The sequence below is a fragment of the Deltaproteobacteria bacterium genome (assembly GCA_005879795.1).
Classification (GTDB): domain Bacteria; phylum Desulfobacterota; class Binatia; order DP-6; family DP-6; genus DP-6.
The window spans coordinates 1-26,689 of the sequence record VBKJ01000159.1; the positions used below are offsets into that span (position 1 = coordinate 1).

27 protein-coding genes are annotated in these 26,689 nt (G+C 72.1%); 9 read left to right on the forward strand and 18 right to left on the reverse strand.

Annotation, left to right across the window (positions count from 1 at the left end; all coding sequences use genetic code 11):
• Positions 1 to 101: 101 nt before the first annotated feature.
• The 4 genes from E6J59_13870 to E6J59_13885 form a co-directional block, all read right to left on the reverse strand.
• On the reverse strand, positions 102 to 740 hold the full coding sequence (locus E6J59_13870; protein TMB18678.1) for a hypothetical protein: 639 nt from the start codon (positions 738 to 740) through the stop codon (positions 102 to 104).
• 96 nt (positions 741 to 836) lie between these two features.
• Positions 837 to 2,399, reverse strand: coding sequence for a 2Fe-2S iron-sulfur cluster binding domain-containing protein (locus E6J59_13875; protein ID TMB18679.1), 1,563 nt, complete (start codon positions 2,397 to 2,399; stop codon positions 837 to 839).
• Positions 2,362 to 3,702, reverse strand: coding sequence for an NADH-quinone oxidoreductase subunit NuoF (gene nuoF, locus E6J59_13880; GenBank protein TMB18680.1), 1,341 nt, complete (start codon positions 3,700 to 3,702; stop codon positions 2,362 to 2,364). Before nuoF ends, E6J59_13875 begins: the two co-directional genes overlap by 38 nt.
• A gap of 12 nt (positions 3,703 to 3,714) precedes the next feature.
• Complete coding sequence (locus tag E6J59_13885; GenBank protein ID TMB18681.1) at positions 3,715 to 4,254, reverse strand: NADH-quinone oxidoreductase subunit B; 540 nt, start codon at positions 4,252 to 4,254, stop codon at positions 3,715 to 3,717.
• Positions 4,255 to 4,336: 82 nt separating this feature from the next.
• On the opposite strand from E6J59_13885, the gene E6J59_13890 reads away from it, so the two are divergent.
• Positions 4,337 to 4,813, forward strand: a complete 477-nt coding sequence (locus E6J59_13890; GenBank protein ID TMB18682.1) for a hypothetical protein — start codon at positions 4,337 to 4,339, stop codon at positions 4,811 to 4,813.
• A 38-nt stretch (positions 4,814 to 4,851) separates the two neighbouring features.
• On the opposite strand, the gene E6J59_13895 is transcribed toward E6J59_13890, so the two are convergent.
• On the reverse strand, positions 4,852 to 5,742 hold the full coding sequence (locus E6J59_13895; GenBank protein ID TMB18683.1) for a hypothetical protein: 891 nt from the start codon (positions 5,740 to 5,742) through the stop codon (positions 4,852 to 4,854).
• Between the two features lie 31 nt (positions 5,743 to 5,773).
• Positions 5,774 to 6,781, reverse strand: a complete 1,008-nt coding sequence (locus tag E6J59_13900) for a hypothetical protein (protein ID TMB18684.1) — start codon at positions 6,779 to 6,781, stop codon at positions 5,774 to 5,776.
• Between E6J59_13900 and E6J59_13905 the strand changes: the two genes are divergently transcribed.
• Genes E6J59_13905 through E6J59_13915 form a run of 3 tightly spaced genes read left to right on the forward strand, consistent with a single transcriptional unit; the run spans position 6,756 to position 8,304 of the window.
• Entirely contained in the window at positions 6,756 to 7,562 is an 807-nt protein-coding gene (locus tag E6J59_13905; GenBank protein TMB18685.1) for a competence/damage-inducible protein A, read from the forward strand. The two genes, E6J59_13900 and E6J59_13905, sit on opposite strands and share 26 nt — an antisense overlap.
• Before the next feature lie 8 nt (positions 7,563 to 7,570).
• Positions 7,571 to 7,894: a cupin domain-containing protein gene (locus E6J59_13910; protein ID TMB18686.1), complete on the forward strand. Its 324-nt coding sequence runs from the start codon at positions 7,571 to 7,573 to the stop codon at positions 7,892 to 7,894.
• Positions 7,891 to 8,304: a DUF4440 domain-containing protein gene (locus E6J59_13915; protein ID TMB18687.1), complete on the forward strand. Its 414-nt coding sequence runs from the start codon at positions 7,891 to 7,893 to the stop codon at positions 8,302 to 8,304. Before E6J59_13910 ends, E6J59_13915 begins: the two co-directional genes overlap by 4 nt.
• 19 nt (positions 8,305 to 8,323) lie before the next feature.
• On the opposite strand, the gene E6J59_13920 is transcribed toward E6J59_13915, so the two are convergent.
• On the reverse strand, positions 8,324 to 9,007 hold the full coding sequence (locus E6J59_13920; protein ID TMB18688.1) for a hypothetical protein: 684 nt from the start codon (positions 9,005 to 9,007) through the stop codon (positions 8,324 to 8,326).
• Between the two features lie 247 nt (positions 9,008 to 9,254).
• Here E6J59_13920 and efp point away from each other — a divergent pair, with 247 nt between their 5' ends.
• The 3 genes from efp to E6J59_13935 all read left to right on the forward strand — a co-directional run bounded on the left by efp (position 9,255) and on the right by E6J59_13935 (position 11,361).
• Positions 9,255 to 9,824, forward strand: a complete 570-nt coding sequence (gene efp, locus E6J59_13925) for an elongation factor P (protein ID TMB18689.1) — start codon at positions 9,255 to 9,257, stop codon at positions 9,822 to 9,824.
• Between the two features lie 4 nt (positions 9,825 to 9,828).
• Positions 9,829 to 10,272: an SRPBCC family protein gene (locus tag E6J59_13930; protein TMB18690.1), complete on the forward strand. Its 444-nt coding sequence runs from the start codon at positions 9,829 to 9,831 to the stop codon at positions 10,270 to 10,272.
• A 180-nt stretch (positions 10,273 to 10,452) separates the two neighbouring features.
• Positions 10,453 to 11,361 carry an amidohydrolase gene (locus E6J59_13935; protein TMB18691.1) on the forward strand — a complete coding sequence of 303 codons (909 nt, stop codon included), beginning with the start codon at positions 10,453 to 10,455 and terminating at the stop codon, positions 11,359 to 11,361.
• Between the two features lie 41 nt (positions 11,362 to 11,402).
• Here the strand turns inward: E6J59_13935 and E6J59_13940 are convergent, their stop codons facing one another.
• The 4 genes from E6J59_13940 to E6J59_13955 all read right to left on the reverse strand — a co-directional run bounded on the left by E6J59_13940 (position 11,403) and on the right by E6J59_13955 (position 18,306).
• The gene (locus E6J59_13940; protein TMB18692.1) at positions 11,403 to 12,164 is read right to left on the reverse strand and encodes a class I SAM-dependent methyltransferase; all 762 of its coding nucleotides are present in this window, start codon (positions 12,162 to 12,164) and stop codon (positions 11,403 to 11,405) included.
• Positions 12,165 to 12,212: 48 nt separating this feature from the next.
• Positions 12,213 to 12,986, reverse strand: coding sequence for an enoyl-CoA hydratase (locus E6J59_13945; protein ID TMB18693.1), 774 nt, complete (start codon positions 12,984 to 12,986; stop codon positions 12,213 to 12,215).
• A gap of 250 nt (positions 12,987 to 13,236) precedes the next feature.
• Positions 13,237 to 16,212 (reverse strand): aldehyde dehydrogenase family protein, encoded by a 2,976-nt coding sequence (locus E6J59_13950; GenBank protein TMB18694.1) that lies wholly within the window; start codon positions 16,210 to 16,212, stop codon positions 13,237 to 13,239.
• A gap of 12 nt (positions 16,213 to 16,224) precedes the next feature.
• Positions 16,225 to 18,306, reverse strand: a complete 2,082-nt coding sequence (locus E6J59_13955; protein TMB18695.1) for a TIGR00300 family protein — start codon at positions 18,304 to 18,306, stop codon at positions 16,225 to 16,227.
• Positions 18,307 to 18,392: 86 nt separating this feature from the next.
• On the opposite strand from E6J59_13955, the gene E6J59_13960 reads away from it, so the two are divergent.
• Positions 18,393 to 19,349 carry an alpha/beta hydrolase gene (locus tag E6J59_13960; protein ID TMB18696.1) on the forward strand — a complete coding sequence of 319 codons (957 nt, stop codon included), beginning with the start codon at positions 18,393 to 18,395 and terminating at the stop codon, positions 19,347 to 19,349.
• Positions 19,350 to 19,384: 35 nt separating this feature from the next.
• On the opposite strand, the gene E6J59_13965 is transcribed toward E6J59_13960, so the two are convergent.
• The 7 genes from E6J59_13965 to E6J59_13995 form a co-directional block, all read right to left on the reverse strand.
• Positions 19,385 to 20,017, reverse strand: a complete 633-nt coding sequence (locus E6J59_13965; GenBank protein ID TMB18697.1) for a response regulator transcription factor — start codon at positions 20,015 to 20,017, stop codon at positions 19,385 to 19,387.
• The gene (locus E6J59_13970; protein ID TMB18698.1) at positions 20,014 to 20,943 is read right to left on the reverse strand and encodes a hypothetical protein; all 930 of its coding nucleotides are present in this window, start codon (positions 20,941 to 20,943) and stop codon (positions 20,014 to 20,016) included. The genes E6J59_13965 and E6J59_13970 overlap by 4 nt, the downstream gene beginning before the upstream one ends.
• On the reverse strand, positions 20,940 to 21,533 hold the full coding sequence (locus tag E6J59_13975; protein TMB18703.1) for a stage II sporulation protein E (SpoIIE): 594 nt from the start codon (positions 21,531 to 21,533) through the stop codon (positions 20,940 to 20,942). The genes E6J59_13970 and E6J59_13975 overlap by 4 nt, the downstream gene beginning before the upstream one ends.
• Before the next feature lie 11 nt (positions 21,534 to 21,544).
• Positions 21,545 to 21,946, reverse strand: a complete 402-nt coding sequence (locus E6J59_13980) for an anti-sigma regulatory factor (GenBank protein TMB18704.1) — start codon at positions 21,944 to 21,946, stop codon at positions 21,545 to 21,547.
• A gap of 70 nt (positions 21,947 to 22,016) precedes the next feature.
• Positions 22,017 to 22,403 (reverse strand): STAS domain-containing protein, encoded by a 387-nt coding sequence (locus E6J59_13985; GenBank protein TMB18699.1) that lies wholly within the window; start codon positions 22,401 to 22,403, stop codon positions 22,017 to 22,019.
• 25 nt (positions 22,404 to 22,428) lie between these two features.
• Positions 22,429 to 23,382: an STAS domain-containing protein gene (locus tag E6J59_13990; protein ID TMB18700.1), complete on the reverse strand. Its 954-nt coding sequence runs from the start codon at positions 23,380 to 23,382 to the stop codon at positions 22,429 to 22,431.
• Between the two features lie 319 nt (positions 23,383 to 23,701).
• The gene (locus E6J59_13995) at positions 23,702 to 26,020 is read right to left on the reverse strand and encodes a hypothetical protein (GenBank protein ID TMB18701.1); all 2,319 of its coding nucleotides are present in this window, start codon (positions 26,018 to 26,020) and stop codon (positions 23,702 to 23,704) included.
• Between the two features lie 126 nt (positions 26,021 to 26,146).
• Between E6J59_13995 and E6J59_14000 the strand changes: the two genes are divergently transcribed.
• The coding region (locus tag E6J59_14000; GenBank protein TMB18702.1) for an alpha/beta fold hydrolase at positions 26,147 to 26,689 on the forward strand (543 nt) is incomplete at its 3' end.

Here is a 26,689-nt window from a genome sequence, read left to right on the forward strand (position 1 = left end):
CCCAGCTCGGCGCAGTATCCCCTCACCAGCGCGGCGCCCAAGCAGGCCGCTGAGACCGCCAGCGCGCCGCGGCGATGCCTGGAGCGGCTGCCGGGCGCGTGTCACCGGTGGTGGAGAAGCGCGGAGAAAACTCCCGTCTGGGTCGTCGTGCCCGCACCGTCGGAGCACTGATAGGCGCCATCCAAGGTATACATCCGTGGTTCGCTGAATTGCAGATGGGGGGCGAATGCGGAGAAGTCGCAGGTGCCGCCATTTCCCGACACGCTAAAGGCGACCCGGTAAAAGGAGGGCGTATCGCCAGCCTCGCCAAGCTGGCTTCTAAGTGTTCCGATGAGCGGACCACGCGATACAGGGCAATCCCCCGTGAACATGCCGAGGCCACGTCGAGGCTGGCAAGAAAAACGACCGGTGAGCGTGTTGGAGCCTGGCGACCAATCCAACACCAGTCGAAAGTTGAGGAATTTGCCGTCGGAAGGCGTCGGATAGCGCGCTTCTCCGATGAGGCGGTCACGGGGCTTACTAGGCACGATGCTGATGGCTGCCACCGGCGACGCGGCCGCGAGAAGCGTGCTCAACACCAGCAGAAAGGACAGCAGTCCGGTCGACTTCGAGTTGCGCCGCCATCGCTTCGATTCCCTCCAGATGCGCACGCCGGAGAGCCAGGCGGGCCCCTTCCGCTCTTGGTGGACCCGCCACAGATGCACGCCGCAATCACGACACCGTTTTGTTTCCATCATCATCGGCTCCTTGTGGCATCGCTACGCCGCAGCTCGCTGCCCCTCGCCGTCCAAGAGCGTGATCACGTCGTCCAGCGACCAGACGCGGTCGGTGACTCATCACCCGGCCGCCGGTCGTCCCTGCGTGCCCAGCGCGTCGTAACCGAGGCCCGCGAACGGCGGGCACTCCGCGGCCAGCGCCGCGAAGACCGCCTCCGCGCTCTCGAAGCGACCGCCTCCGTCGAGGGCGGCGAGTAGCGCGGCGAGCGCCTCCCACCCCGGCCGCGCATCGCCCGGCGGCTTCACCGCCGCCCGGAAGCGCTGCACCCGCCCGGCGTGGTTCGTGAAGGTGCCGTCGCTCTCGGCGTAGGTGCCGATGGGGAGCACGACGTTGGCATACTCGGCCGTCTCGCGGATATCCGTGTCGAGCACGACCAGGTACGGCACGCGCTCGAGCGCGGCGCCCGCGCCCCGCCAGCTGGCGAGGTCCGCGCGGTGGAGGACCAGCGTGCGGAGATCCGCCGCGCTCAGCATCTCGTCGACCGCGCCGCCCGGCGCGAGGCCTTGGAGACGGAGGCCCTGCGTGTTCGGGTTCTTGTCGGCCTTGACGAGGAAGTCGTCGTGGAAGGCGCCGGGCGGCGACCAGGAGATACCGGCGACACGGGCGCTCACGGCCGCGGCGATGCGGCGGAGCAGGTAGACCTCCTCGTTCGACGCCTGCGCCGAGACCACGATGCCGGCCCCGCCCTCGCGGAGGCGCGCCGCCACCGCGCCGAGCGCGCTCTCCCACATCGCCGGCACGAACTCGTCTGCGCCGCGCACCAGAGGCTGCAGGAGTCGGCCCTCACCCTGGAGGTCGCGGTAGCTCATCCGCCCCGCGTCGCACATCCAGTACTGGTTCACGGCATCGTTCTCGCGCGGCTGGAAGCGGTAGATGGTGCCCTCGCGGTGGTAGATCTGGATGTTGCAGCCGTTGGCGCACGCCCCGCACACCGACTCGGTGCGCTCGAGGTACCAGACGCGGGCCCGGAAGCGGAAGTCGCGGCTGGTGAGCGCGCCGACCGGGCAGATGTCGATGACGTTGGCGGAGTACGGGTTGTCGAGCGTCTTCCCCGGCGCGAGGTCGAGCTCGACGTGATCGCCGCGCTGGTAGAAGGCGAGCTCGCTGGTGCGCGTCACCTCGTCCAGGAAGCGCACGCAGCGCGAGCACATCACGCAGCGCTCCTGGTCGAGGATGACGAGCGGGCCGATCGGCTTCGCCTTGCGCTTGCGCACCTTGGCCGGCAGCGGCACGCGACTCGGCTGCCGGTCGTAGTCCATGTAGTACTCCTGCAGCTTGCACTCGCCCGCCTGGTCGCACACCGGGCAGTCGATCGGGTGGTTGATCAAGAGGAACTCGAGGACGGCGTGCTGCGCCGCCTTCGTCTTCTCGCTCGTCGTGTGCACGACCATTCCGCCGGTCACGCGCGTGTTGCAGGCGATCTGGAGCTTCGGCATCTTCTCGATCTCGACCAGGCACATGCGGCAGTTGCCGGCGATGGAGAGGCCGGGGTGCCAGCAGTAGTGCGGGATCTCGATGCCGAGGCGCTCGGCGGCGCGGATGACCGTGGTGCCGTCCTCGACCTCGATCCGCCGGCCGTCGATCTCAACCGTGGGCATGAGCGCGAGCGAAAGATGCTGCATGAGCGCGAGCGAAGGAGCCTGAACGTCCGGGCTCCTCGGAGCGCAGCGGGCAGCGGCCGAGCGCGGCGTGCTGCTCGAACTCGGCGCGATACTTGGTGACGAAGGCGCGCGCCGGCATGGCGGCGGCGTCGGAGAGGGCGCAGATGGTGGTACCCAGCATGTTGCCGGCGATGTTGAGGAGGAGGTCGACGTCGCGCGGCGCGGCCTGCCCCTCCTCGAGGCCGACGAGCACGCGGTGAATCCATCCCGTGCCTTCCCGGCAGGGCGTGCACTGGCCGCACGACTCGTGGTGGAAGAAGCGCTCGAGGACCATGAGCGCCCACACCATGCAGACGCTGTCGTCCATCACCATGATGCCGGCGGAGCCGAGGAACGAGCCCGCCTTCTGGACCGAGTCCATGTCCATCGGCACGTCGATCTCCTCGGGCGTGAAGACAGGCATCGAGGCGCCGCCCGGGATGACGGCCTTCAGCTTGCGGCCGTTCGGGATGCCGCCGGCGTGCGTGTAGACGATCTCGCGCAGCGGCGTCCCCATCGGCAGCTCGTAGGTGCCCGGCCGGACGACGTGGCCCGAGACGCAGAAGAGCTTCGGCCCCGGGCTCTTCTCGGGGCCGATCGAGCGGAACCAGTCCGCGCCGCGCAGCACGATGTGCGGCACGCAGGCGAGCGTCTCGACGTTGTTGACGATGGTCGGGCAGCCGAAGAGGCCGTGCGTGGCCGGGAAGGGCGGCTTGATGCGCGGGTAGCCGCGCTTGCCCTCGAGCGACTCGATGAGGCCCGTCTCCTCGCCGCAGATGTAGGCGCCGGCGCCACGGTGGACCCAGACGTCGAGGTCGAAGCCGGTGCCGAGCAGGTTCTTGCCAAGGAAGCCCCGGGCGCGCGCCTCGGCGATCGCGTCCTCGAGCACGCGCGCGCCGTGCGCGAACTCGCCGCGAATGTAGATGTAGGCGGTGTGGCAGCGGATCGCGTACGACGTGATGATGATGCCTTCGAGGAGCTGGTGCGGGTCGTCCTCGATGAGCTCGCGGTCCTTGAAGGTGCCGGGCTCGCTCTCGTCGGCGTTGACGGCGAGGTAGACGGGCTTCTCGGTCTGCTTCGGCAGGAAGCTCCACTTCATGCCGGTCGGGAAGCCGGCCCCGCCCCGCCCGCGGAGGTTCGAGGCCTTCACCATCTCGACCAGCCGCTCGGGCGTGGAGGTCGTGAGCGCCTTGCGGGTCGCCTCGTAGCCGCCGTGCTGGATATACACGTCCAGCTGGCGGAGGTCCGGGATGTCCCGGCAGCGGAGGAGGAGGTGCTCGGGCACTAGGAGGCCGTCCTAGCGGGCAGCCGCCGCGACCCGATCCGGCGTATGCTTGGAGCGCTGGATCTTCCGCTGCAGCGCCATGAGCCCGTCGAGCACGCCCTCGGGCCGCGGCGGGCAGCCGGGCACGTAGACGTCGACCGGGATGATCATGTCGATGCCCGGCAGCGTCGTGTAGTTGTCGTAGAAGCCGCCCGTCGAGGCGCAGGCGCCGAAGGCCATCACCCACTTGGGCTCGGCCACCTGCTCGTAGACGCGCTTCAGGATGGGCGCCTGCCGCATCGTGACCGTGCCGATCACCATGACGAGATCGGCCTGGCGCGGCGTGAAGCGCGGCAGGAGCGCGCCGAAGCGGTCGATGTCGTAGGGCGACATCGAGAGCGACATGTACTCCATCGCGCAGCACGCGGTCGCGAAGGGGTACGGGAAGATCGAGTACTTGCGCGCCCAGCCGATCGCCTTGTCGAGCCGGGTCAGCACGACGGCGTCGCCGAGCAGCGCCTCCTCGCCGGAGGTGGCGAGGCGCGGCTTCGGTGGGAGAATGGGCTTGGCCATTGATCGTTCGTCTATCCGGCGACTTCCGGCGTGTCAAAGCCGGTTGCATTCGGCGAGGGCGCGGGCTAGCGGGGCGCGGGCCATGGATTCGGTCACGCGGTGGGTCCACCTGGTGGCGGTCGCCGTGTACCTGGGCGCGACGCTCGCCGTCGCGCTCGTCTTCCTACCCGCGATGGAGACGGTCGAGGATCCCGCGCTGCAACGCCGGCTGTTGGCGCGCGGGCTCCGGCCCTACAACGTGCTCTCCGTCGGCGCGCTCGGCGTGCTCGTCATCTCGGGCGCGTCGGGGCTGACGGACATGAAGGCGATGCTGGGGAGGGAGTTCGGGCGACTCTTGTGGCCGCTCGTGGGGAAGCTGTCGCTGACGTTCGTGCTGATCAACGTGGCAACGTACTTCTCCTTCGGCCTCGCGCACCGGCTCGTGCGCGCGGAGCTGGGACAGCTGCCGGTCGAACCCGGGAAGCAGGCGGGAATGATCCGGCGCATGCGGCGGGCGGCGTGGGTGGGCGTCGCGCTCGCGGCGTGGACGGTGTGGGTCGGAGTGCGGTTGGGGCGCTGACGGGCTCGGAGCGGTCACGGGCCATCGGCCCACCCACACTAGCGCACGATGCGCAGGCGATCGACGATCTGCGTCGTCGCGGAGTTCATGGCGGCGCGGTTGGCCTGGCCCAGGGCGCTCGCCGCGAACGCGTTGCTCGCCTTGCCGAAGCCGAAGAGCGAGAAGCCGCTCGCCGCCGACTCGCTCGTGAAGCTCCCGTTCGCGACCACGCTGCCGACGAGCCGCCCGGTGCCGGGGGTGACGATCTTGAGGTCCATCGCCACCGATCCCGTGCGCCGCGCCTTCGTGTTCTCGAGCGTCGGGTTGGCGATGGCAACCCCGGCGCCCGTGACGGCGGCGGGCCTGTTGCCTGCGATCGCGCCGGCCACGCCGAGCGCCGCCCCCAGCGCGCCGAGCGAGCCTCCGGTGCTGGACCCGGTCGCCTCGGCCACCTCGTTGAACTCCGTGACCGAGCCGCGGATCAGGAACGGCCCGACCTCACGCTGGCTCTTCCTCACCAGGTTGGCCGACTTGTTCCTGTTCTCGAAGTAGTAGTCGTAGTCGATGATGCGCACGTTGCCGGCGTTGCTGAGGGCGGTGACGAGCTGCGACGCGATCGCCGCCCCCATGCCGGCCGACGCGCCCTGCGGCGGCGGGTTGTAGGGCCGCGCCTGCGGCCCCTCGGGCAGGAGGCCCCAGCCCCAGGGCCCCCATCCGTACCGGCGCCCCGGAACCGGCGGAGCCGACCCGCCGCCCTCGCCGCCAGCGTCGAAGCTGAGCGGCTCCACCGTCACCACGTAGTACGGGAGAGACGGGTCGTAGGGGAGGCGGACGACCTCGACCTGTGTCGATTCCGGGGCCGTCTGCGTCGCCTTCACCGACTGCTTGTCGACGGTTGCCGTGCAGGCGCTGGCGAGCACGGCGATCGCGAGCACGTACATCCTCCGCATGGGCTTCCTCCCTGGTCCGACCGAAGCGCCGCTAGCGGCTAGCGGCGTGGCGCACGCCGCGTTTAGTATCAAGCCGAGGTGAAGTAAAGGAAACGGCGGATCGCCTGCTCCCGGCCTCGACGGGCCGCCCGCGGCCCGCCTTCCGGGCACGCAGTCTCCTCCGCACCGTCTCTGGCGCCATCGTGCCGGCGTCGGTCAGCACCGCCGCTACGAGGCGAAGCGGCGTCGCCTCGAAGAGACGGTCGAGCGCGTGCACGGGCTTCCGCCGCCCTGTCGAGATGTGACGCGGCTCGGTCCCCGGCAGCCGAAGGCGGCCCGCGAGCGAGCCACCGAGCAGGCGGTCTGTGCTCGTGACGACGAGCAGCGGCCGGCGGGTCGCGCGCGCCGCCAGCGCGAGGCCGAACGTTCCGCACTTGTGCCAGACCGCGGTGGCGGTCACGGCGTCCGCGCCGACGACCACCGCATCGACCTCGCCCACCACCGTCGGCGCGAGCGCATCCACGATGACCGTCACCGGAACGCCGCGCGCCGCGAGCCGGCGCGCCAGCGCCTCTCCCTCCCGTCCCGGCCGGCTCTCCGCCACCACGACCCTCGCCAGCCGTCCTCGCCGCCGTGCGGCGAGGAGCGCCCGGTAGACGACCTCCGATGACGACAGAGTGAGGACCACCGCCCGCCCCGGCAGGACCCCCGGCAGCCGGCGAGCGGCGCGCTCGACCGCCGTCACCTGCCGGCGCACGTAGCGTTCCATCGCCCGCTGCACGGCGCGTGCCCCCGCTCGCACCGTCTGCGCGCGGGCGACCTCGCTCAGCGCCAGGTCCACCACCGTCAGCACCGAGCCCATGGCCGGCTGGGCCGCCACGAGCGTCTCGCCGAGCACGCGCAGATCCTGTTGCCATCGCGCGAAGCCCCTGCCATCATCGCGCGCGGCCGAGCGGAGAAGGCGCGCCGCGCGCCGGGCGAGGGCCGTCGCACCCGACACGCGGTCGCGCGCCAGGGCCGCCACCTGCCGCCGCATGTCGCCCGAGTCCGGCACTCCCACGGAGATCGTGGCCGTCGGCCGCGAACTGCTCACCGGCCGCACGGTCGATACCAACTCGGCGTGGATCGCCGCAAGGCTGACCGACCTGGGTGCAGCCGTCACCCGCGTCGTCGCGGTCGACGACGATCCGGCGGCGATCGCGCGTGAGATCGCGGGCGCGCGCGAGCGAGGCACGGGCCTGGTGATCACGACCGGCGGGCTCGGGCCGACGCTCGATGACCGCACGCTCGCGGGCGTCGCGGCGGCCTTCGGCCGGCGCCTCGTCGAGCACGGTGCCGCCCTCGACTTCGTCGCCCGGCGCTACGCCGAGCTCGCCGCCGCCAGCGCCGTCGCCGGCGCCGCGCTCACGCCGCCACGCCGGAAGATGGCTTGCCTCCCCGAAGGTGCCGAGCCCATCGACAACGCGGTCGGCACCGCGCCGGGCGTCTTCCTCTCCGACGGCGCGCAAGCGCTCCTCGCCCTGCCTGGCGTGCCAGCCGAGATGCGCGCCGTCTTCGACGCCGCCCTGCCCCGCCTGCGCGAGCGCCTCGGCCCCCCGGCCCACGTCGCCGAGCGCGAGGTCGCCTCCGGCTCGGGCGACGAGTCCCTCATCACCCTCGCGGTCGAGCGGGTCATGCAGGCCGTGCCCGGCGTGCACCTCAAGTCCCTCGCCACCGTCTTCGCCCCCGACTGCGACCTCCGCGTCCGCCTGACCGCGCGCGCCGCCACGCGGGCCGAGGCCGAGGCGCGCGTCGCGCGCGCGGCCGAGCGCCTCGCCGCCGAGCTCGCGCGCTCGAGATAGGAGGCCCGATGGACCGCTTCCGCCACGTGCCCTCGCTGCTGGCGTTCTCGGCCGAGAAGATGAAGAAGGTCGGCCTGGTCGACACGCCGAACCTCTTCTGCGACGCCTACTGCCTCGAGTCGGGCCAGGAGCAGGCAGGACACCGTCACGCCGTCGGCGACAAGATCTACTACGTCCTCTCGGGCAGGGGGCGCATCCGCGTGGGCAACGAGGAGCGGGAGGTGGGCCCGGGCGACCTCGTGTGCGCGCCCGCGGGCGACGAGCACGCGGTCCGCAACCCGGGGCCGGAGCAGCTCGCGCTGCTGGTGGTCATGGCCCCCAAGCCGTCATGACCGACCGCGACGCCGTCCTCGAGGCCAACGCGGCCTTCTACCGCGCCTTCGAGAGCCTCGACCTCCGGCGCATGGAGGAGGTCTGGCTCCGCGCGCCGTACATCAAGTGCGTCCACCCGGGCTGGGGTCCCCTCGTCGGCTGGGGTCCCGTGATGGAGAGCTGGGAGCGCATCTTCTCGGGCACGTTCGAGATGCGCTTCGCGCTCACCCACGTGCAGGTCGAGGTGTGCGGCGGCCTCGCCTGGGTGGTCCTCACCGAGAACATCGAGAGCCGCCACCGCGACGGCAAGGTCGAGGCGCAGGTCGAGGCGACGAACATCTTCGAGCGCCGCGACGGGCGCTGGCTCCTCGTCCATCACCACGGCTCGCCCATCTTCGGGCCGGTGGCCGCGGCCGAGCAGATGCACTGAGCAGCTGCGGGCGCCCGGGCTACGCCGCCCTGAGCGCGCGCGCCGCCTCCGGCCGCGGCTCGGCGAGGAACGCAGCCACGTGGCCGAGCGCGGCCGCCCGGTAGAGGAGGCCGAGGTGCCCGCAGCCAGCCACGATCACGCTCCGGCCGCGCAGGTGACGCGGGGGCGGGGTGATGACGTCGGCGGCGCCGAAGATCGCGGACTCGCGCTCCGGCAGGGAGTCCGTCAGGTACGGGGCGCCGAGCGTGACCAGACGGCGAACGTGCGCGCCCTCGCCCTGCTCGAGCAGGTGGCGGGCGACGAGGCCGCCCAGGCTGTGCCCGACGACGTCGACCGCGGCTGCGCCGGTCACCTCGCAGACCGCCTCGATCATGCGCCCGAGCCGCCCCGCCAGCTGCTCGTGATCCACCCGCGGCGCGTACGAGAAGGCCGCGAAGTTCTGGAAGCCCCGTACGACGAGGAAACGGTGGAGGAAGCGGAAGTGGCCCGGGCGGCTGAAAAGCCCGTGCACGAGCACGACCGGCGTCGGCTGGGGTGCCTCCGTGTCGAAGTCCGTCTCGGACGGGAGCCAGGTCGCGTCCGCGGAAGCGAGGGCGGCGAACGGGGAGAGCAACAGCGAGCACGCGAAGTGAAGGCCGCCGCCCGCGAGGGCCCGCGTGACCAGCGCCGGGAGCAGGGCGCGGGGAGCGACTGCCGGGTTCATGCGCTAAGCGCGAAGCAAGCGCCGTGCCCGAGCGCACGTCGACGGGGCGCCGGTGCAGCAGGAACGGCCGTTCCGGAGGGCGTCGGGCCAGGTACGGCCGTTCACACCCGCCGGCCGGCGGCGCCACGTCCGCTCGGGTGGACACGGCGATGCCCGGTCGTAGACGGAGACCGGGGTTGGCGGGATGCGAGCCCCGGTGCTAGAGGGAAACCTTCGTCTCGCGGCTCCCCCAGGAGGACCCATCCCGATGCTTATCCCCGCCACGCAGCTCCGCGTGGGCATGATCATCCAGCACCAGAGCGACCTCTGGCGCGTGATGAACGTCGTCCACGTGACGCCCGGCAACTGGCGCGGCATGGTGCAGACCAAGCTCCGCAACCTGCGCAGCGGGACGCAGACCGAGTACCGCTTCCGCTCCGAGGACAAGGCCGAGCGCGTGACGCTCGAGCAGCACGAGATGGAGTACCTCTACGAGAGCGACGGCCAGTACCACTTCATGAACACGGAGAACTTCGAGCAGATCGCGCTGGAGGCCGACCTCCTCGGCAACGCGGTCAGGTTCCTGATCCCGAACTCCCGCATCCAGGTCGAGCTCCACGAGGGGAGGCCGATGGGCGTGAGCCTGCCCAAGACGATCGACCTGAAGGTCGTGGAGACCGCCCCGGGGCTCAAGAGCGCGACCGTCACGAACGTCCTCAAGCCCGCCACGACCGAGACCGGCCTGGTGGTGCAGGTGCCCAACTTCATCGGCGAGGGCGACGTGATCCGGGTCGACACGGAGACCGGCGAGTACCTCTCGCGCGCCCGGGGCGAGTAGCGCGGTGATCGTCGGCGAGGGGAAGGCGCTCATCCGGAGATCCCCGCGCGACATCCTCGAGTTCGTCCTCGACCTCGAACGCTACCGCGAGGCCGACACCAAGATCGGCCGCGTCCACTTCGTCGAGCGCGACGGTAACCGGGGCCGGGCGCGCTACGCGGGCCGGGTGCGCGGTCTCCCGGGCCCGGCCGAGACCGTCTGCTGGGAGCTGGAGCCGTGGTCGCGGCTCCACTTCTGGAGCACGCCCTCGCTCTGGCCCGGCGTCCTCTATCGGTTCGACGGACTCTTCACCTGCGAGGAGACGGCGGATGGGGCGCGCGTCCACCATCGCGAAGCCGTCTCCCTGCGGCCGCCCCTCGCCTGGGTCGTGGAGCCCTTCCTCCGCGACTGGCTCGCGCGCGACACGGTCGAGGAGATGGCGCGCATGAAGGCGCTGCTCGAGCGCTAGGAGTCCGTCCGGGTAATCATGGTGAGCGAGGCGAACGAGCCGGGGAGCGAGAGCGGCAAGCGCAGCGACGACCGACGAGGCGTGCCTGAAGGCACGCCGCAGGAGGGAGGAGCGAGCACGCCGCTCGCAGCCCCCGGATCGTTCGCCGCAGCCGCCATGATTACCCGGACGGACTCCTAGATGCCGACCCCCGTCATCGACATGTGGGCTCCCATCCTTCCCGTGCCGGAGGTCATGGCGCACGTCGCGGAGAACTTCCCCGAGGCGATGCTCGGCTACCTGCGTGTCTTCTGGAAGCAGCGGCCGTCCGAGGACGCCCTCCGTGCCGGGGCGCCGGCGATGGCGCGGCCTCTCTCCGACATCGTCGCGGCCCTCGACGCCGCAGGCATCACGCGCACGCTGATCACCGGCTTCGACGAGCTCTCAACCGCGGGCAAGACGTTCGTCCCGAACGCGCTGGTCGCACCGATCGCCGAGCGCCATCCGGATCGCTTCATCCCGTTCGCCGGCGTGGACATCATGAAGGGCCCGACGGCGCTCGGCGAGCTCGAGCACTGGGTGCGCGAGCGCGGCTTCCGCGGTCTCTCGCTGCGGCCCTTCATGATCGGCCTGCCTGCCGACGATAGGCACTACTACCCGTTCTACGCGAAGTGCGTGGAGCTCGGCGTCCCGCTCAGCATCCACACCTCGGCCAACTGGACCTCCGTCGCCGTGAACGACCTCGGCCACCCGCGCCACCTCGATCCCGTGGCGCGCGACTTCCCGGAGCTCCGCATCATCATGAGCCACGGCGGCTACCCCTGGGTGCTGGAGGCGTGTCTCCTCGCCTGGAAGTACGAGAACGTCTACCTGGAGCTGGCCGCGCACCGCCCCAGGTACCTGGCCGAGCCGGGCACGGGCTGGGAGCCGCTGCTCCGCTTCGGGCAGACGACGATCGCGGAGAAGGTGCTCTACGGCTCGGGCTCGTTCCTCCTCCAGCGACCGCTGGCGGCGCTGGTGGCGGAGTTCCGCGCGCTGCCGGTCAGGCCGGCGGTGATGGAGCGGTGGCTCTACGGGAACGCGCGCGCGTTGCTCGGCGGGAAGGATTGACGTCGGTCCAGCCCCAACGACGTGAAAACCAAGCGTCCCCGTCAACTGCGTCTCCAGATCTGGACGAAGTCCTGATCGCACGAAAATCGAAACGACCCTTTAGGGCGCTCGAAGTGCGCTCCTACGTACGCCTCCAGCGCCCCGCGCACCGGCGGGTCCGAAATAGGGAGGAGATTGAGCATGAACTCGGCAATGGTATACGCCGATGCGAAATCCGCCGTCTCGATTTGCGCGGGAACGGTGTCGACCAGTACCTGATAAGACCCGCCGCACCCCTCCTGAAACTGGCGGGCAAATGAAGCGAGCAGGAAGCGCCTGCCGAAGAAATGCTCCAACATACGCATGCAATCCGTGTCATGGTTCTGGACCACCAGAACCAAAACGCCGCTGGAAGACAGCCACGAGACCAGCCGTTCCAGATTCGGCAGCCATTCCGAGGCATCGATGTAGTAGAACACGTGAGAGCAAAGGATCAGATCACCTGCCGCCCCGACCGTGGCGTCCAGAATTCTTTCGGGAACCACTTCTGCCGCCGGGCAGTCCCGCCTCAGCTCGCTCCGCAACGAGGCGTTGGGCTCGATGGTGATGGTCCGGCCGAACCGTTCGGTGAACCACGCGGTCACCTTTCCGTTGCCGGCGCCGGCGTCAATGAATACACGCCGGGACGGCAAGCGATCGATGAGGTCCGTCAACCATTTTTGTGCCTTGAGCTTCTGGTCGGTGTGATCGAGAAAGACCTGAAATGCCCGGTGGTATTCGTGGCTTTGCGAGTCGTAAACGGTTATCGTGCGCTCCTCAGCCATTACGTTCTCCCTTCGCCTGCTCTCAAGAGTGGGCTGGCCCCGAACAGCCTACCGCCCCTTCCACACCGGCTTCCGCTTCTCCGCGAACGCGAGCGGCCCCTCGACGACGTCCTCGCTCGTCCAGAGCTTCCGCACGAGGGGATAGTCGCCCGCCATCGCCTCGGCGAGGGGCTTCGCCAGGCCCTGCAGCGCCGCCTGCTTGGAGGCCTGCACCGAGAGCGGCGAGCACTCGAGGATCTCGCTCGCCCAGCGCTCCGCCGCGGCCATCAACTGCGCCGGCGGCACGACCTCGTTGACCAGCCCGATGCGCAGCGCCTCGGCCGCCGGGATCTGCCGTCCCGTCAGCATCATCCCCATCGCGATCTTGAGCGGCACGGAGCGCGGCAGGCGGTGCACCCCGCCCGCCGCCGCCATGAGGCCGACGCGCGGCTCGGGGAGCCCCAGGCGGGCGTTCTCCGCGGCGACGATGATGTCGCACGCGAGCGCGATCTCGAGGCCGCCGCCCAGGGCCACGCCGTTCACCGCGGCGATGAGCGGCTTCCAGATGTCGTCGCGGAAGACGATGCCGCCGAAGCCGCCCTTCGGCATGCGCGGCATGCCGTGCGTCGCGGTCCACTTGAGGTCGTTGCCGGCCGAGAAGGCCCGCTCGCCGGCGCCGGTCAGGATGGCGACCCAGGTGTCGGGGTCGGCGGCGAAGTCATCCCACACCGCCGACAGCTCGTCGTTCGCCGGCGGGTGGAGCGCGTTCATCACCTCGGGGCGGTTGATCGTGACGTAGGCGATCCGGTTGCGCTTCTCGTAACGGACGAACTCGAACGGCATCGGGCCCTCCTCTCGTTCCCCCAGCTCCTGGTGTGCTGTCCGCGAGATGGCTTTGCGAGCGCCGATCCGGGGCTGCGGCGCGCATGCTCGCTCCTCCCTCCTTCCTCCGGCCGCGCCGCGGGTGTTTGGCTACGCCTCGTCGGTCGTCGCTGCGCCTGCCCGCCTCGGCTCCCGGCTCGGCGCTCTCGCGACAACCACCTCGCGGACGGCACACTAGCGCAGCGCCGGGCGGCTTGACCAGAGCCGCTCGTCAGCGCTCGTCGAGCGGCGCGAACCCCTGGCGGATCGTGTTCTCGGTCACGGTGCGCGGCTCGACGAACTGGAGGAGGTAGTCCGGGCCGCCGGCCTTCGAGCCCACGCCCGAGAGGCCATGGCCCCCGAAGGGCTGGCGGCCGACGCGCGCCCCGGTGATGGCGCGGTTCACGTAGAGGTTCCCGGCGCGGAACGCCTCGGTCGCGCGGCGGATGCGCGCCGGGGAGCGGGAGAAGAGACCGCCCGTGAGCGCGTAGGCCGTGTCGTTCGCGAGCGCGAGGGCGTGCTCGAAGTCGTCGGCGCGGAGCACCGTCAGGAGCGGGCCGAAGATCTCCTCGGTCGCGATCCGCGTGCGGGAGTCGCGCGCCACCACGATCGTCGGGCCGACGTACCAGCCGCCCGCGGGCACCTCGTCGCGCTGGTAGACGACCTCGCCCTCGGTGCGGGCGAGCGTCTGGTAGTCACGCACGCGGCGGTGCGCGTCCTCGTCGATGAGCGGCCCGACGACCGTGCGCAGCTCGCGCGCGTGGCCGACGGGGACGATCCCCGTCGCGCCGACGAGCCGCTCGAGGAGCTCCTCGAACACGGGCCCGACCGCGATCACGCGCGCGGCGGCCGAGCACTTCTGGCCGGCGTAGGCGAAGGCGCTCGCCACGATCGCCGGCACCGCCTGGTCGAGGTCGGCGTTCGCGTCGACCACGATCGCGTTCTTGCCGCCCATCTCGGCAATGACGCGCTTCACGTGCCGCTGGCCGGGGCGCTGGACGGCCGCCCGTTCGACCAGCGAGAGCCCGACCGCCTTCGAGCCCGTGAAGGCGACGAAGGCCGTCGCCGGATGATCGACGAGCACGGGCCCGACCTCCTCGCCCACGCCGGGGAGGAACCCGAGTGCGCCGGGCGGCAGCCCCGCCTCGAGGAGAATCTCGACCAGGCGGAAGGCGACGCCGGGCGTCTGCTCGGCGGGTTTCAGGACGACGCAGTTCCCCGTGACCAGCGCCGCCGTCGCCATGCCCGCCGGGATGGCGAGCGGGAAGTTCCACGGCGCGATGACGACGCCCACGCCGCGCGGCTGGTAGCGGTAGACGTTGGTCTCGCCCGGCAACGAGAGGACCGGCGCGCCGGCCCCGAGGCGGAGCGCCTCGCGGCCGTAGTACTCGCAGAAGTCGATCGCCTCGCACACGTCGGCGTCGGCCTCGGCGAGCGGCTTCCCGGCCTCGAACACCTCGAGCGCGGCCAGCTCGGTGCGCCGCCGCCGCATGAGCGCCGCGGCGCGGAAGAGGACGGCGCCGCGAGCCGCCCACGGCGCGGCGCGCCACGCCGGCCACGCCCGCTCCGCCGCCTCGAGCGCGCGCACGGCGTCGGCCGGCGCGGCCCGTCCGCTCCGGCACACGACCGTCGACACGTGTCCGGGGTCGACGGAGACGATCGCGGCCGCGGTCGGGATCGCGCGCCCCTCGATCACGACCGGCGCCTCGAAGCCGAGGCGCGCAGGAGCCGCCGTGACCGAGGCCTCGAGCCGCGCGCGGACGTGCGCGCGGCGCAGCTCGGCGTGCGGCTCGTTGGCGAACGGGCTGGGGTCCGCCGGGTCGGTCGCCGGGCGCTCGGCCGCGTCCGCCGGCTCGGGGAGGTGCGCGGCCGCCGGCGGCGCGACCAGCGCCTCGAGCGTCTGGCCCTCCGCGAAGCGATGGCGGATGAAGGACTCGTTCGAGGTGTTCTCGAGCAGCCGGCGGACGAGGTACGCCATGCCGGCGACCAGGTCGCCGACCGGCGCGTAGACGCGCACGCGGAAGCCGAGCCGGCAGAGCGCGGCGTGGATCGGCTCGGCCATCCCGTAGAGGAGCTGGTGCTCGACCGCGCCCGGCGGCAGGCCCCGGGCGCGCGCGTACGCCACCGCATACGCGATGCTGCGCAGGTTGTGGCTCCCGAAGGCCGGCCGCACCCGGCCCGCGTGCTCGATCAGGTAGCGCACGCAGCGCTCGTAGCTGGCGTCGGTGTCGGCCTTCGCCGCGAACACGGGGGACGGCCAGCCCTCGGCCGTTGCGACGACCGTCTCGAAGTCCCAGTAGGCCCCCTTCACCAGCCGGATGGCCAGCGGCATGCCCAGCGCGCGTTCCGACCACGCGACCATCTCCCGCAGGTCGGCGAGCGCGTCCCGCCGGTACGCCTGGATCACGCACCCGAGCTGCGGCCCGTCGGGGAACTCGGCGCCGAGCGTGCGCAGCAGCTCGAGCGTCGGGTCCTTCACGTCGTCGTGCTCCATGTCGAGGTACACGGTGGCCCCCGCCTCGCGCGCGCGGCGGAGGATCGGGAGGAGTCGCTCGCGCGCCTCGGCGAGGCCCTCGCGCGCGGTCGCCGGCGCGAAGAGCGGCGAGAGCGCGGTCGGCTTGACCGACACGTTGACGCGCGCCACGGGACCCCACGGGTCGCGCTCGAGGTGCGGCGCCGCCGGCCACTCCCGCGTGCCCGCGACCAGCGCCTCGAGCATCGCCCGCACGCGCTCGGCATAGCGCGCGGCCTCGCGCTCGGTCACCGTCTTCTCGCCGAGGAGATCGACGGTGCACGCCTCGCCCGCGCGCCAGAGCGCCGCCAGCCGCGGCAGCGCGTCCTCCGGTGTCGCCCCGGCGATCAGCTGGCGCGCCATCCGCATGATGTTGCGGCGCGCGGCGGCCGTCGAGATGCGCGCCCCGAAGGGCACCACCTCCGCCACCTCGAGCCCGAGGCCGAGCGCGCGCGGCACCTCGACGCCGGCGAAGTACTCGCTCAGGTGGCGGAGCACGTCGGCGTCGTCGCGACAGGCGGGGAAGACGTCGACGAACCGGAAGAGCTGGGTCTTGAAGCCCGGATGCGACATCGCCCAGTCGAGGACGCGCTCGCTCCAGCGCCCGAGGTGAAAGAGATGGACGCGCTCCGACGCCCCGGCCGCCGCGATCTGGCGGGCGAGGGCCTGCACCTCGTGCTCGAAGGCGTCGCCCATGGCGCGCCCCGCTCAGTCCCCGAGGGCCGCGCCGAGCAGGTTCAGGAAGAGCCCCACGTCGGTCACGATGCCGGTCGACTCGACCGAGCCGCGGTCGGCGAGCTTGGTCACCACCGCCGGGCTGATGTCGACGCAGATGAGCCGCACGCCCGCCGGCGTCATGTTCCCGACGCCGATCGAGTGGAGCATGGAGGCGAGCATGAGGATCATGTCGGCGCCCGCGATGAGCCGGGCATACTCGGCCTGCGCGGCGATGAGATCGACGAGCGTGTCGGGCAGCGGCCCGTCATCGCGGATGGAACCGGCGAGCGCGAACGGCACGCCGTGGCGCACGCACTCGTACAGGATGCCGCTCTGCACCGCGCCCGCCTCGACCGCTTGCCGGATGCCGCCGTGGGCGCGCACGAGGTTGATCGCCACCAGGTGGTTGCGGTGCCCGCCCTGCACGCTCGTGCCCCGTTTCAGGTCCACGCCGAGCGAGGTGCCGAAGAGCGCCTGCTCGATGTCGTGCGCCGCGAGTCCGTTGCCGCCGAGGAGCGCCTGCACGTAGCCGCGGTGGACGAGGCGGGCCAGGTGCGACCCGCCGCCGGTGTGGATCACGACCGGGCTCGCGACCACGACGATCTTCCCGGCGCGCTCGCGGAGCCGCCGCATCTCCCACGCGATGCGCTCGACGGTGAGCTCCACGCGCCGCTCGCTCGACGCATCCGCGGTCATGAACCCGAACATCTCCGCCGCGCGCGGCACGTGGGTCGGCTCGGTGCGGACCCCGTCGATGCCGCACACCACCAGGTCCCCCCGCCGGAGCTCGCGGATCAGGCGGCAGGTGACGCGCGGCTCGCCGGGCGCGCCGTCGACGACCAGCACGGCGTCCATGCGCTGCCGCGCGCCGCGCACCCAGCGGCCGCGAACCCGCACGTCGGTCGGGAAGATGGTCGTGCTGTAGAAGTCCCGCGGCGCCACCCCGTCCTGCTCGACCGGTTCGAGGCGCGCATCGTGCTCCTCGTCGGCGACGCGCGCGCCGGCCTCGATGAGCTGCGCCAGGATCGCCTCCAGGCGCTCCGGCGAGGGCGCCAGCACGCGCAGGCGCGCCAGCGAGGCCTGGTCGTGGCGGAGACCGGGCTGGAAGGCCTCGATCTCGAAGTCGCCGCCGCCGTCGGTGATGCGGTCGAGGAGGGCGTTCATCAGGCCCCTGTCGAGGAGGTCGCCCTGGACCTCGACCGCGCGCTCGCGCACCTCGGATGCGACCCGCGGCGCGCCCGCGGGCCGCCGCGCGCCCGGATGCTCGAGCCGGAGGGCCAGGCACTTCGCAGCGCCGCCCGCCATGACGAACTGCCCGAGCGGGCAGACGACGACCTCGTGGCCCCAGCGCTCGAGGCGCTCGCGCAGCGCGTCGCTCGCGAAGCTCGTGATCACCGCGCCCCCGGTCACGATGGCGTTGCAGGCGAAGTGGAGGGCGTCGGCCACGTCCACCTCGAAGCGCTGTTCCGCGGGCACGCGCGCGCCGATGCGCTCGAGCGACTCGCGGTCGAACGCGTCGGGGTAGTAGAAGACGCGTCCCCCGGGGAGCGGACAGAAGCAGGTGTCGAGGTGGTAGAAGCGCTCGTCGATCAGGCGGAGCGGCACGACCTCGACATCCAGGATCTCCGCCAGGTGGCGGTCGGCCTGGAGCGAGGTGCGCACGCCGTACCCGCCCCACAGGAGGGGCTCGCCCGGTTGGAAGAGCGCGTCGCCCTCGCCCTCGAACGTCCCCCGCCCCGGCAGCTCGACGATGCGGGCGCCGCGGCGGCGAAACCACTCGACGGCGTGCGGCGTCTCGGGCGCGCGCTGCGGGAAGCGGAAGCGCGACGGGATGAACGTGTCATCGTGCACGAGGCCCGCGTTGGCCGTGAAGGGCATGTCGGGGAGGCCCGCGGCGGGCTCGAGGAGCTCGATCGCGGCGTGCGCGGCGAGCGCCGCGTGCAGGGCCTCCCACTGCCGCATCGCCTCGGCGGCGTCGGTGCGGCCCACGTTCCCCTCCATCCACGGGTTGATCACGTACTCGATGCCGTAGAAGCGAGGCATGCAGAGGAGAAAGCGGTCGCGTCGCGCCATCCCGGCCATTATTCGGCCTGCGTACGGCCGGCTCAAGCCCGATCCGATTTGACAGCGCAGCCGTGCCCTCGCTATGCCGGCGCGCGATGGCCCTCGAGCACCATACCGTCGCGACCAACGGCGTGAATCTCCACTGCGTCGTCGACGGCGAGGGCCCGCTCGTCGTCCTGCTGCACGGCTTTCCGGAGTGCTGGTACTCGTGGCGGTACCAGATCGCGGCGCTCGCACCGCGCTTCCGCGTCGTGGCGCCCGATCTCCGCGGCTACAACCTGAGCGACAAGCCGCCGGGCGTCGCGCCGTACGCGCTCCCCGAGCTGGTTGCGGACGTGCACGGGCTGGTCGAGGCCTTCGGCGAGCGCGAGGCGGTGATCGTCGGCCACGACTGGGGCGGCGCCGTCGCCTGGACGTTCGCCATGGACCACCCCGAGGCGACGCGGCGGCTGGTGGTCCTGAACTGCCCGCACCCGGCCATCTTCGGACAGCAGCTGAAGACGAACCGCCGCCAGCTGGCGCGCAGCTGGTACATGTTCTTCTTCCAGATCCCCTGGCTCCCGGAGACCCTCCTCGGCCTCGGGCACGCGCGCCCGATCGCCGCCGCCATCCGCCGCACGGCGGTGCGCCAGGACTCGCTCAACGAGGCGGACTTCCAGCAGCTGCGCGACGCGGCGAGCCGGCCCGGCGCGCTGCGCGCCGGCATCAACTACTACCGCGCCATCTTCCGGAGCCCCGACGCGCGCGCCATGTGGCCGCAGTGGCTGCGCCGTTTCGTGTACGGCGACCGGCCGATCAAGGGGTTCCGCGAGCGGCTCGAGGACTGGCCCCGGATCACCGCGCCCACGCTCCTCATCTGGGGCGAGCAGGACGTCGCGCTCGGCAAGGAGCTCTCGCTCGGCATGGAGCCGCTCATGGCCGGATCGTTCGACGTCAAGTACATCCCCTTGAGCGGCCATTGGGTGCAGCAGGAGCAGCCGCAGGTGGTGAACGGCTACCTGCTCGACTTCCTGGGCGACCTGGCGCCGGCGCCCGCCAGCGCGGCAACCTGACGGGCGGCGGCAAACGCCCGTGGGCGTGGAACCACCTACGCCTGGATCAGGCCCCTGCGGATGGCATAGCGGACCAGGCTCGCCGTCTCGTGGATGTCGAGCTTCTGCATCACACGGGTGCGGTGGGACTCCGCGGTCTTCACGCTCACTCCGAGGAGCGAGGCGATCTCCTTGGTCGTCTTCCCTTCGGCCACGAGCTGCAGGACCTCCCGCTCGCGGGAGGTCAGCAGATCGCGAGGGCCCTTCTTCGACTGGTACGCCTCCACCACGGCCGCGGACACGCCTGGGCTCAGGTAAACGTTGCCCCGGCAGACCTCCCGGATCGCCTGGACGAGGTCCATGACCGCCTGCTTCTTCAGCACGTACCCCTGCACGCCCCCCTGAAGGCCCTGGAGAACGTACTGATCCTCCGCGTGCATTGTCAGGAGGATCGTGCGCGTCCGCGGGCACGCTCTCTGGATCTCGCGGGCTGCGTCGATGCCGTTCAAGAGCGGCATGCTCACGTCGAGCACGGCCGCGTCCGGATGGAGCTCCCGGGCCAAACGCACCGCCTCCCGGCCGTCGGCGGCTTCGCCCACCACCCGAAATCCTTCGCGCTCCAGGATCGCTCTCAACGATTGAGCGAAGCTGAGGTGGTCGTCGGCGAGGAGAACGCTGATCGACATCATGTCTCCAAAGGGATGGCGACGTGCACCCTCGTGCCCCGGCCGGGCGCTGAAATGATCTGGAAGCTCCCGCGGACGGCTTCGAGCCGCTCCTGCATGCTCACCAGCCCGAGCCCCGGACCGCCCCGGTGCGCCAGGACCGTGGGGGCGTCGAAGCCGACGCCGTCGTCCGCAATCGAGCAGCGGATCGCCTGGGGCTCACGTTGCAGCTGGATCCTCACGCACGCAGCGTCCGCGTGCCGGACGGCGTTCGTCAGGGCCTCCTGAACGATCCGGTACAGCGCGGTCTCCACCACCGGCGGCAGGCGACCGCGCGTCGAGCCCCCGACCTCGATCAGAAGCCCGGTTCGCTTCGCAATCCCTTCGGCCAGGAACTGCAGCGCGGGCAGGAGTCCGAGGTCGTCGAGAATCGTCGGGCGCAGCTCGTGCGACAGGCGCCGCAGGTCGTCTTCGATCCGGTCGAGCAGCCCCCGGACCTCCTCGAGTCGGCCCCGGGCGGACGGGGGCAGATCGCTGGACATCGCGGCCAGCGCCACATGGACCGATGCGAGCAGCTGCCCCGCTTCGTCATGCAGGGTGTGGGCGATGCGCTTGGCCTCCTCCTCGAGCCGCTCGTGGAGGCGGCGCAGTACGGTGTTCACTTCGCGGAACGCGCGATGCGTCATCTCGAACGGCGAGAGGCTCTCCATGAGGAACCGTTGCGCCGCCTCGGCCGCCTTCGCGCGATCCTCGAACGCGGCGAGCCGCAGCACGGAGGCCCGGAGCGCCTCATGGTGCAGCGCCGTCATCTCCAGGACGCCGAGGCCGTCGACGACGGCCTTGCGTCCGAGCTCGTACGCGCGCGCCAGGCCTGTCTCGCCTGCATCGTCCAGGTAGTCCTGGAGAGCGCGCCGGTACTGCTCCGCAAGCTCGTCTCGGGTCTCGCTCAAGGCGTGCCTCCCAGATACCGCGCTACCAGCACCAAGGCGTCGTCCGTACCACGGGCGTAGCGGGCGAGGATGCGGTCGGCCGCCCGTTGCGACGGGACGGCGCGGAGCAGGTCCTCGGCAAAACCGTGGCGAACGCCATCCGTGGCGAGGATCAGTGTATCCCCCGGATGTACCGTGAGAACCCAAGCCTCCAGTGGCGGCAGGTGGCCCCCTACGACGCCACGGCAGAGCACGAGCGTCTCGGCCGCCGGACGGCCGCGCAGACTCGCGCGCCGGAGCATGCCTTCCACGTTGCCCACCCCGAGCCAGGCCATCGTCCCCTCGCCCGCGTGGAACGAGGCCGCGCTCAGCACCACGCCGCGCGTCTGACGCAGCCTTTCGTGGCAGCGGTGGAACAGCTCGGGCAGCGGCGCGAAGGGGAATTGCCGGAGCGTGGCCACCGCGAGCCGCGCCGCCGCGGCCGCCTCGCGGCCGTGGCCGAGCCCGTCCACCACCGCCGCCAGGATGCCATCGGCGAAGGGCTCGACCACGTAGCCGTCGCCGTTCTCGGCCTGCCCGGCGAGCGCCGCGGCGGCGACGCCCCACTCGATGGGCCCCGTGGTCACGGCAGCCACTTCTTCACCGTCACGGTCGTCCCCCGGCCGACCGCGGACTCGATGTCGAACTCGTCGGTGAGCCGCCTGACGCCCGGCAGCCCCAGGCCGAGGCCGCCGGAGGTGGAGAAGCCACTCTGCAGCGCCCCGGCGACGTTGGGGATCCCCGGACCGCCGTCGCGGGCCACCACCATGATTCCGCGCCGGCTGTTCCGCTCGATGCCCTTCAGGACGATCCGCCCGCGCTTGGCGTACAGGACGATGTTGCGCGCCAGCTCGGAGATCGCCGTGGCGATCAGCGTCAGGTCCGTCGGTCCGAATCCCAGCGCCGCGGCGAGCTCTCGCCCCTTCTGGCGGGCGAGGACGATGTCCGCGTCCGAGCGGACCGGGATCGAGTTCTGGGCGGGCAAGTCCGCCGACGCCCGCCCCTTCGATCGAAGCGCCGGGAGACGGCCGTCGGGTTGCACCGCGCCGCGCCGCTCACCGCGCACGGGGCACTTCTCCTCTGCTCGCCCCCTTCGTTCGCTCGTCGAGGAAGGCCAGCCCTTCTTCCAGGTCGAGCGCCGCGTTGACGCCCTCCAGGGTGAGCCCCAGCTCCACCATCGAGAGCGCCACCTCCGGCTGGACGCCGACGATGACCGTCTCGGCCCCGCGGAGGCGCGCCATCTGGGCGATGTCCCGCAGGGTGCGGACGGCGAAGGAGTCCATCACGTCGAGCGCGGTGACGTCGATGATCACCCCGCGCGCGCGATACCGGCCGACCTGCGCGACCAAGTCGTCCCGGAGGCCTTGCAGATCCGTGTCGGTCAGCGCCGCTTGGATGGTTGCAATGAGGCAGTGACCCTGTCTGAGGATCGGCACCCCCATCGTCGCCTCCAGCCAAGCGGCCTCGCTAGCGCTTCGCCTCCGGGACCGGGACCACCTGGTACCCGAGCAGCCGCTCCGCTTCTTCGATGCCGCCCTGCAGGTCCCCAACGGTGTTCATCTTGCCGAGGTCGACGCCGATGGTGACGAGCGTCTGGGCGATCTCGGGCGACAGGCCGGTGACGATCACCATGGCGCCCTGGAGCCGCGACGCATCAACGGTTCGCACCAGGTGGTTCGCGACGTCGGCGTCCATGGCCGGGACGCCCGTGATGTCGATGACGACGACCTTGGCGCGGTTGGCGCGGATGGCGCGCAGGAGCTGCTCGGTCAGCTGGCGGGCGCGCTGGGCGTCGATGAGCCCGATGATCGGCAGGATGAGCAGCCGCTCGCGCACCGGCAGCACGGGCGTGGACAGCTCGCGGATGGCTTCCTGCTGCTCGCGGATCACCCGCTCGCGCTCGTGCACGAACCCCGCCGCCACGGTCGTCGCGATGCGGTTCGCGGCGGGCTCGTAGGCGTCGAGGACCCGGTTCAACAGCGGGAAGTCGGCGCGGTAGTTGGCGAACAGTGAGCGGGCCAGCACGTCGCGCAGGAGCAGCACGATGCCGACCACCTCGCGCGTCTCCACGCCGCGCGGCACGATGCGCTCGGACAGCTGTCCAGCGTAGGCCTGCACCGCCTCGAGGGTGCCGGTCTCCAAGGCATCGAGGTAGTTGTCGTAGACGGACGTCGCTTCCGCGAAGATCTCCTCCTGGCTCATCGCCCTGAGCAGCCCCGCTTCGCCGATCCGCCACACCCATTCGTCGCGAAGCTGGGTGCGACCCTGGCGCAGGTGCGCCACGATCTCAGCCAGCAGCACCGCCTCGGAGGCGCGAGCCGGTGGGGCTGCTTGCGGCTCCGCAGAGCGCCGGCCCGTCCTCGCGCGCGCCAGCCGCGAGCGGCCAGTCGGAGCCGGCGTGGGCGAACGGTACGCTCTCATGACTCCGCCCTCCTGGTGCCGACGGTGTATTTGTAGCTCTGACTTCGTCCGCCGACTCGCGCAATACCGGGTGCGGCTGGCGGCGTGCTCCCCCGCTACGCGGATCGCGCTTGGTCGAGAGCGTGCGGGCGTTCGGCGCCCCACATCCGCGTCACCCGGAGGAGATGTTTCTCTGGCCTCGGGGCAGTCGGTCGACCGTTGCAACGCCGCGCTGCGTCAGCTGCAACGGACCGCGCCGGGCGGGCCGGTGGCCGTCGTCAGCGACCGGTTGGGGTTCGCGGCGGAAGGCCCAGATCGGAGACCTCACGCCGACTGGCTCTCAGCCCAGCTCCGCGATCGTCACGCCCGCCCCGCCCGCTGCCGGCTCCGACTCCCGAAACGTCGCGCAGTACGGCGAGCTCGCGAGGAACTCGTGCACCGCGCTGCGCAGCGCGCCGCTCCCGATCCCGTGCACGACCCGTACCTCCGACAGACCCGCGCGCGCCGCGCGGTCGAGGAAGGGGCCGAGCGCGTCGATCGCGTCGCGTACCCGCTGGCCGATCAGGTTGATCTCGGCGGGGGCGTCGGTGGGGCGGTCGACCTCGATCGCGACACGCTCGCGCGCCGGGGCGTCGCCGACGATGCGGAGCTGGCCGGAGGGGACCTCGAAGCGGAGGCCGCCGCGCTGGATGCGCGCCCGCTCGCCCGCGACCTCGACCAGCTCGCCGCGGATGCCCCGGCCCACCACCTCGACCAGGTCGCCCGGGGCGGGGGGACGCGTGGGCGGCGCCTCGGGCTCGATGGCCTGGGCCTGGGCGGCGACCTCCTCGCCCGCCTCGCGCACGAAGGCGCGGAGCACGGCCGGCTCGGGGCGGCGGCGCAGCTCCTCGAGCAGCGTCCGCCCGCGCGCCTCGAGCTCGCGCAGGAAGCGGCGCGAGGCGTCCAGGTCCTCGGCCCAGCGGCGCCGCTGGCGCGCGCGCAGGTCCTCGGCGAGCGCCTCGGCCTCCGCGCGCGCGCCCGCCAGGCGGGCGCGCTCCCGCTCGACCTCCTCGCGGTCCGCCTCGTAGGCGCGGCGGCTCTCCTCCAGGCGGGCGACGGCGCGCGCGAGGTCGCGGCTCTCGCCGGTGAGCAGCCGCTCCGCCGTCTCGAGGGCGCGCGCCGGAAGCCCGTGGCGACGCGCGATCGGCAGCGCCAGGCTCTGGCCCACAGTGTGATAGGCGAGCTTGAAGCGCGGCGCGCCGGTCGCGGGATCGATGTCGAAGGCGGCGACGTCGAGCGCGGGCTCGGCGAGCGCGAAGGTCTTCACCTGGGGGAAGTGCGAGGTGAAGACGACGCGTGGCCCGCGCGCGAGGAGGTCGGTCAGCAAGCCGACCGCGAGCGCGGCGCCCTCGACAGGATCCGTCCCCGCGCCGGGCTCGTCGAGGAGGACGAGCGTGTCGGGGCCGGCCGCCGTCGCGATGCGGGCCAGGTTCTCGACGTGGCCGGTGAAGGTGGAGAGGTCGCGGTCGATCGACTGCTCGTCGCCGATGTCGACCAGCACGGCGCCGAGCAGCGGGAGGCGGCTTCCCGCCGCGGCCGGGACGAAGAGCCCCGCGTGCGCCATGAGCGCGCACAGGCCGAGGGTCTTCAAGGCCACCGTCTTCCCGCCCGCGTTGGGACCCGTGATGGCGAGCCCACGCCGCTCGGCCGGCACGCGCAGGTCGACCGGCTCGACCGGCCGGCCGGCTTCGAGGAGCAGCGGGTGGCGTGCGGCGGGGAGCACCACGTCGGACGCGCCGAGCGCGGGCCGCGTGCAGCCGTGCCGCGCGGCGAACCCGGCGGCGGCGCCGCGCGCGTCGGCGGCCGCGAGCGCCTGCTCCGCCGCCTCGAGACGGGCCGCGTGGGCGCGCACGAGCGCCGTCAGCTCGCTCCGCACCCGCCGCTCCTCGGCCTCCTCGTCCTTGGCGGCGAGGAGGAGGCGGTTGTTCAGCTCGACGGCGAAGAGCGGCTCCATGAAGACCGTCTCGCCCGAGGCGGAGCGGTCCTGCACAACGCCCGCGACCGTGCCGGCCGCGGCGGTACGGATGGGGACGACGAAGCGGCCGTTGCGCACCGTGACGTACTGCTCGGCGACGATGCTCGCCATCTCGGGGTCGCGCACCATGCCGAGGAGGCGTGCCTCCATCTGGGCGCGCAGCTCGCGCGTCACGGCGCGTGCCGCCGCGAGCGCCGGGCTCGCGTCGTCGCGCACCTGCCCGGTCTCGTCGAGCGTCGCGGCGAGGGGCTCGGCGACCTCCGGGACGGGGTCGATCGCCTCGCCCTCGGCGGCCAGGCGGGAGAAGCGCGCGGGGTCGCGGCGCAGATACGCGCGCACCTGGCGTGCCGCCGCGAGCAGGTCGCGCACCTCGACCAGGCGCCGCGGCTCGAGGGTGGCGCCCTCGGGCGCGGCGGCGGCGAGCGCGGGAGCGAGGAGCGGAACGTCCGCCGTGGGCGGTCGGCCCGCCTCCACCTCGAGCGCGACCAGCTCGGCGAGGAGGTCGAGCCGGCGCTCGGCCTCGGCCGTGTCGCTCGTCGGGCGCAACGCGAGGACGGCCTGGCGGCCCGCGGCGGACCGGGCGAGCGCCGCGATCGCGTCGAGCACGCGGGGAAACTCGAGCGTCTCCAGGTCGCGCAGCCGCACGAGCCCCGATCCTAGCAGGGCGCTCGAGAAGCGCCACGCGGAGACCCCGCCGGGCGCTGCTCCGCCCGGGCCCGGGGAACATCAATTGACACCTCGCGCGCGAGCGTCCTAGGACGGACTCCTAAAGTGCCCTTGCCGAGCAAGTACGTCACGGTTGACGGCACGGCCGTCCACTACCTCCACACCGGGCCGACCACGCTGCCCGACGCGCCGCCGGCGCTCGAGCGCGGGCGGCTCTTCCTCCTCGTGCACGCGGCGGGCAGCAACGCGGGTCTGTGGCGAAGGCAGCTCGAGGCGGCAGGCCGGGACCACAGCGCGCTCGCGCCCGACCTGCCCGGCCACGGGCGCTCGAGCGGCATCGAGGGACTGCCGACGGTCGAGGCCTACGCGGACTTCGTACTGGCCTTCGTGCGTACGCTCCGCCTCCGGCCGTTCGTGCTGGTCGGGCGCAGCATGGGCGGAGCAGTCGCGCTCGCGCTCGCGGCCGGCCACCCCGAGCTGGTGCAGGGCCTCGTGCTCGTCTGCACCGCCGCGCGCTTCGCGCTGGCGCCCGAGACGATCGCCGGCTGCCGCGACGTCATGCGCGGCCGCCTGCCGCAGCAGTTCACCACCGAGGCGTTCTCGCCCGCGACCGGCATGGAGATCCTGCGCGAGGCGTGGACCGAGCAG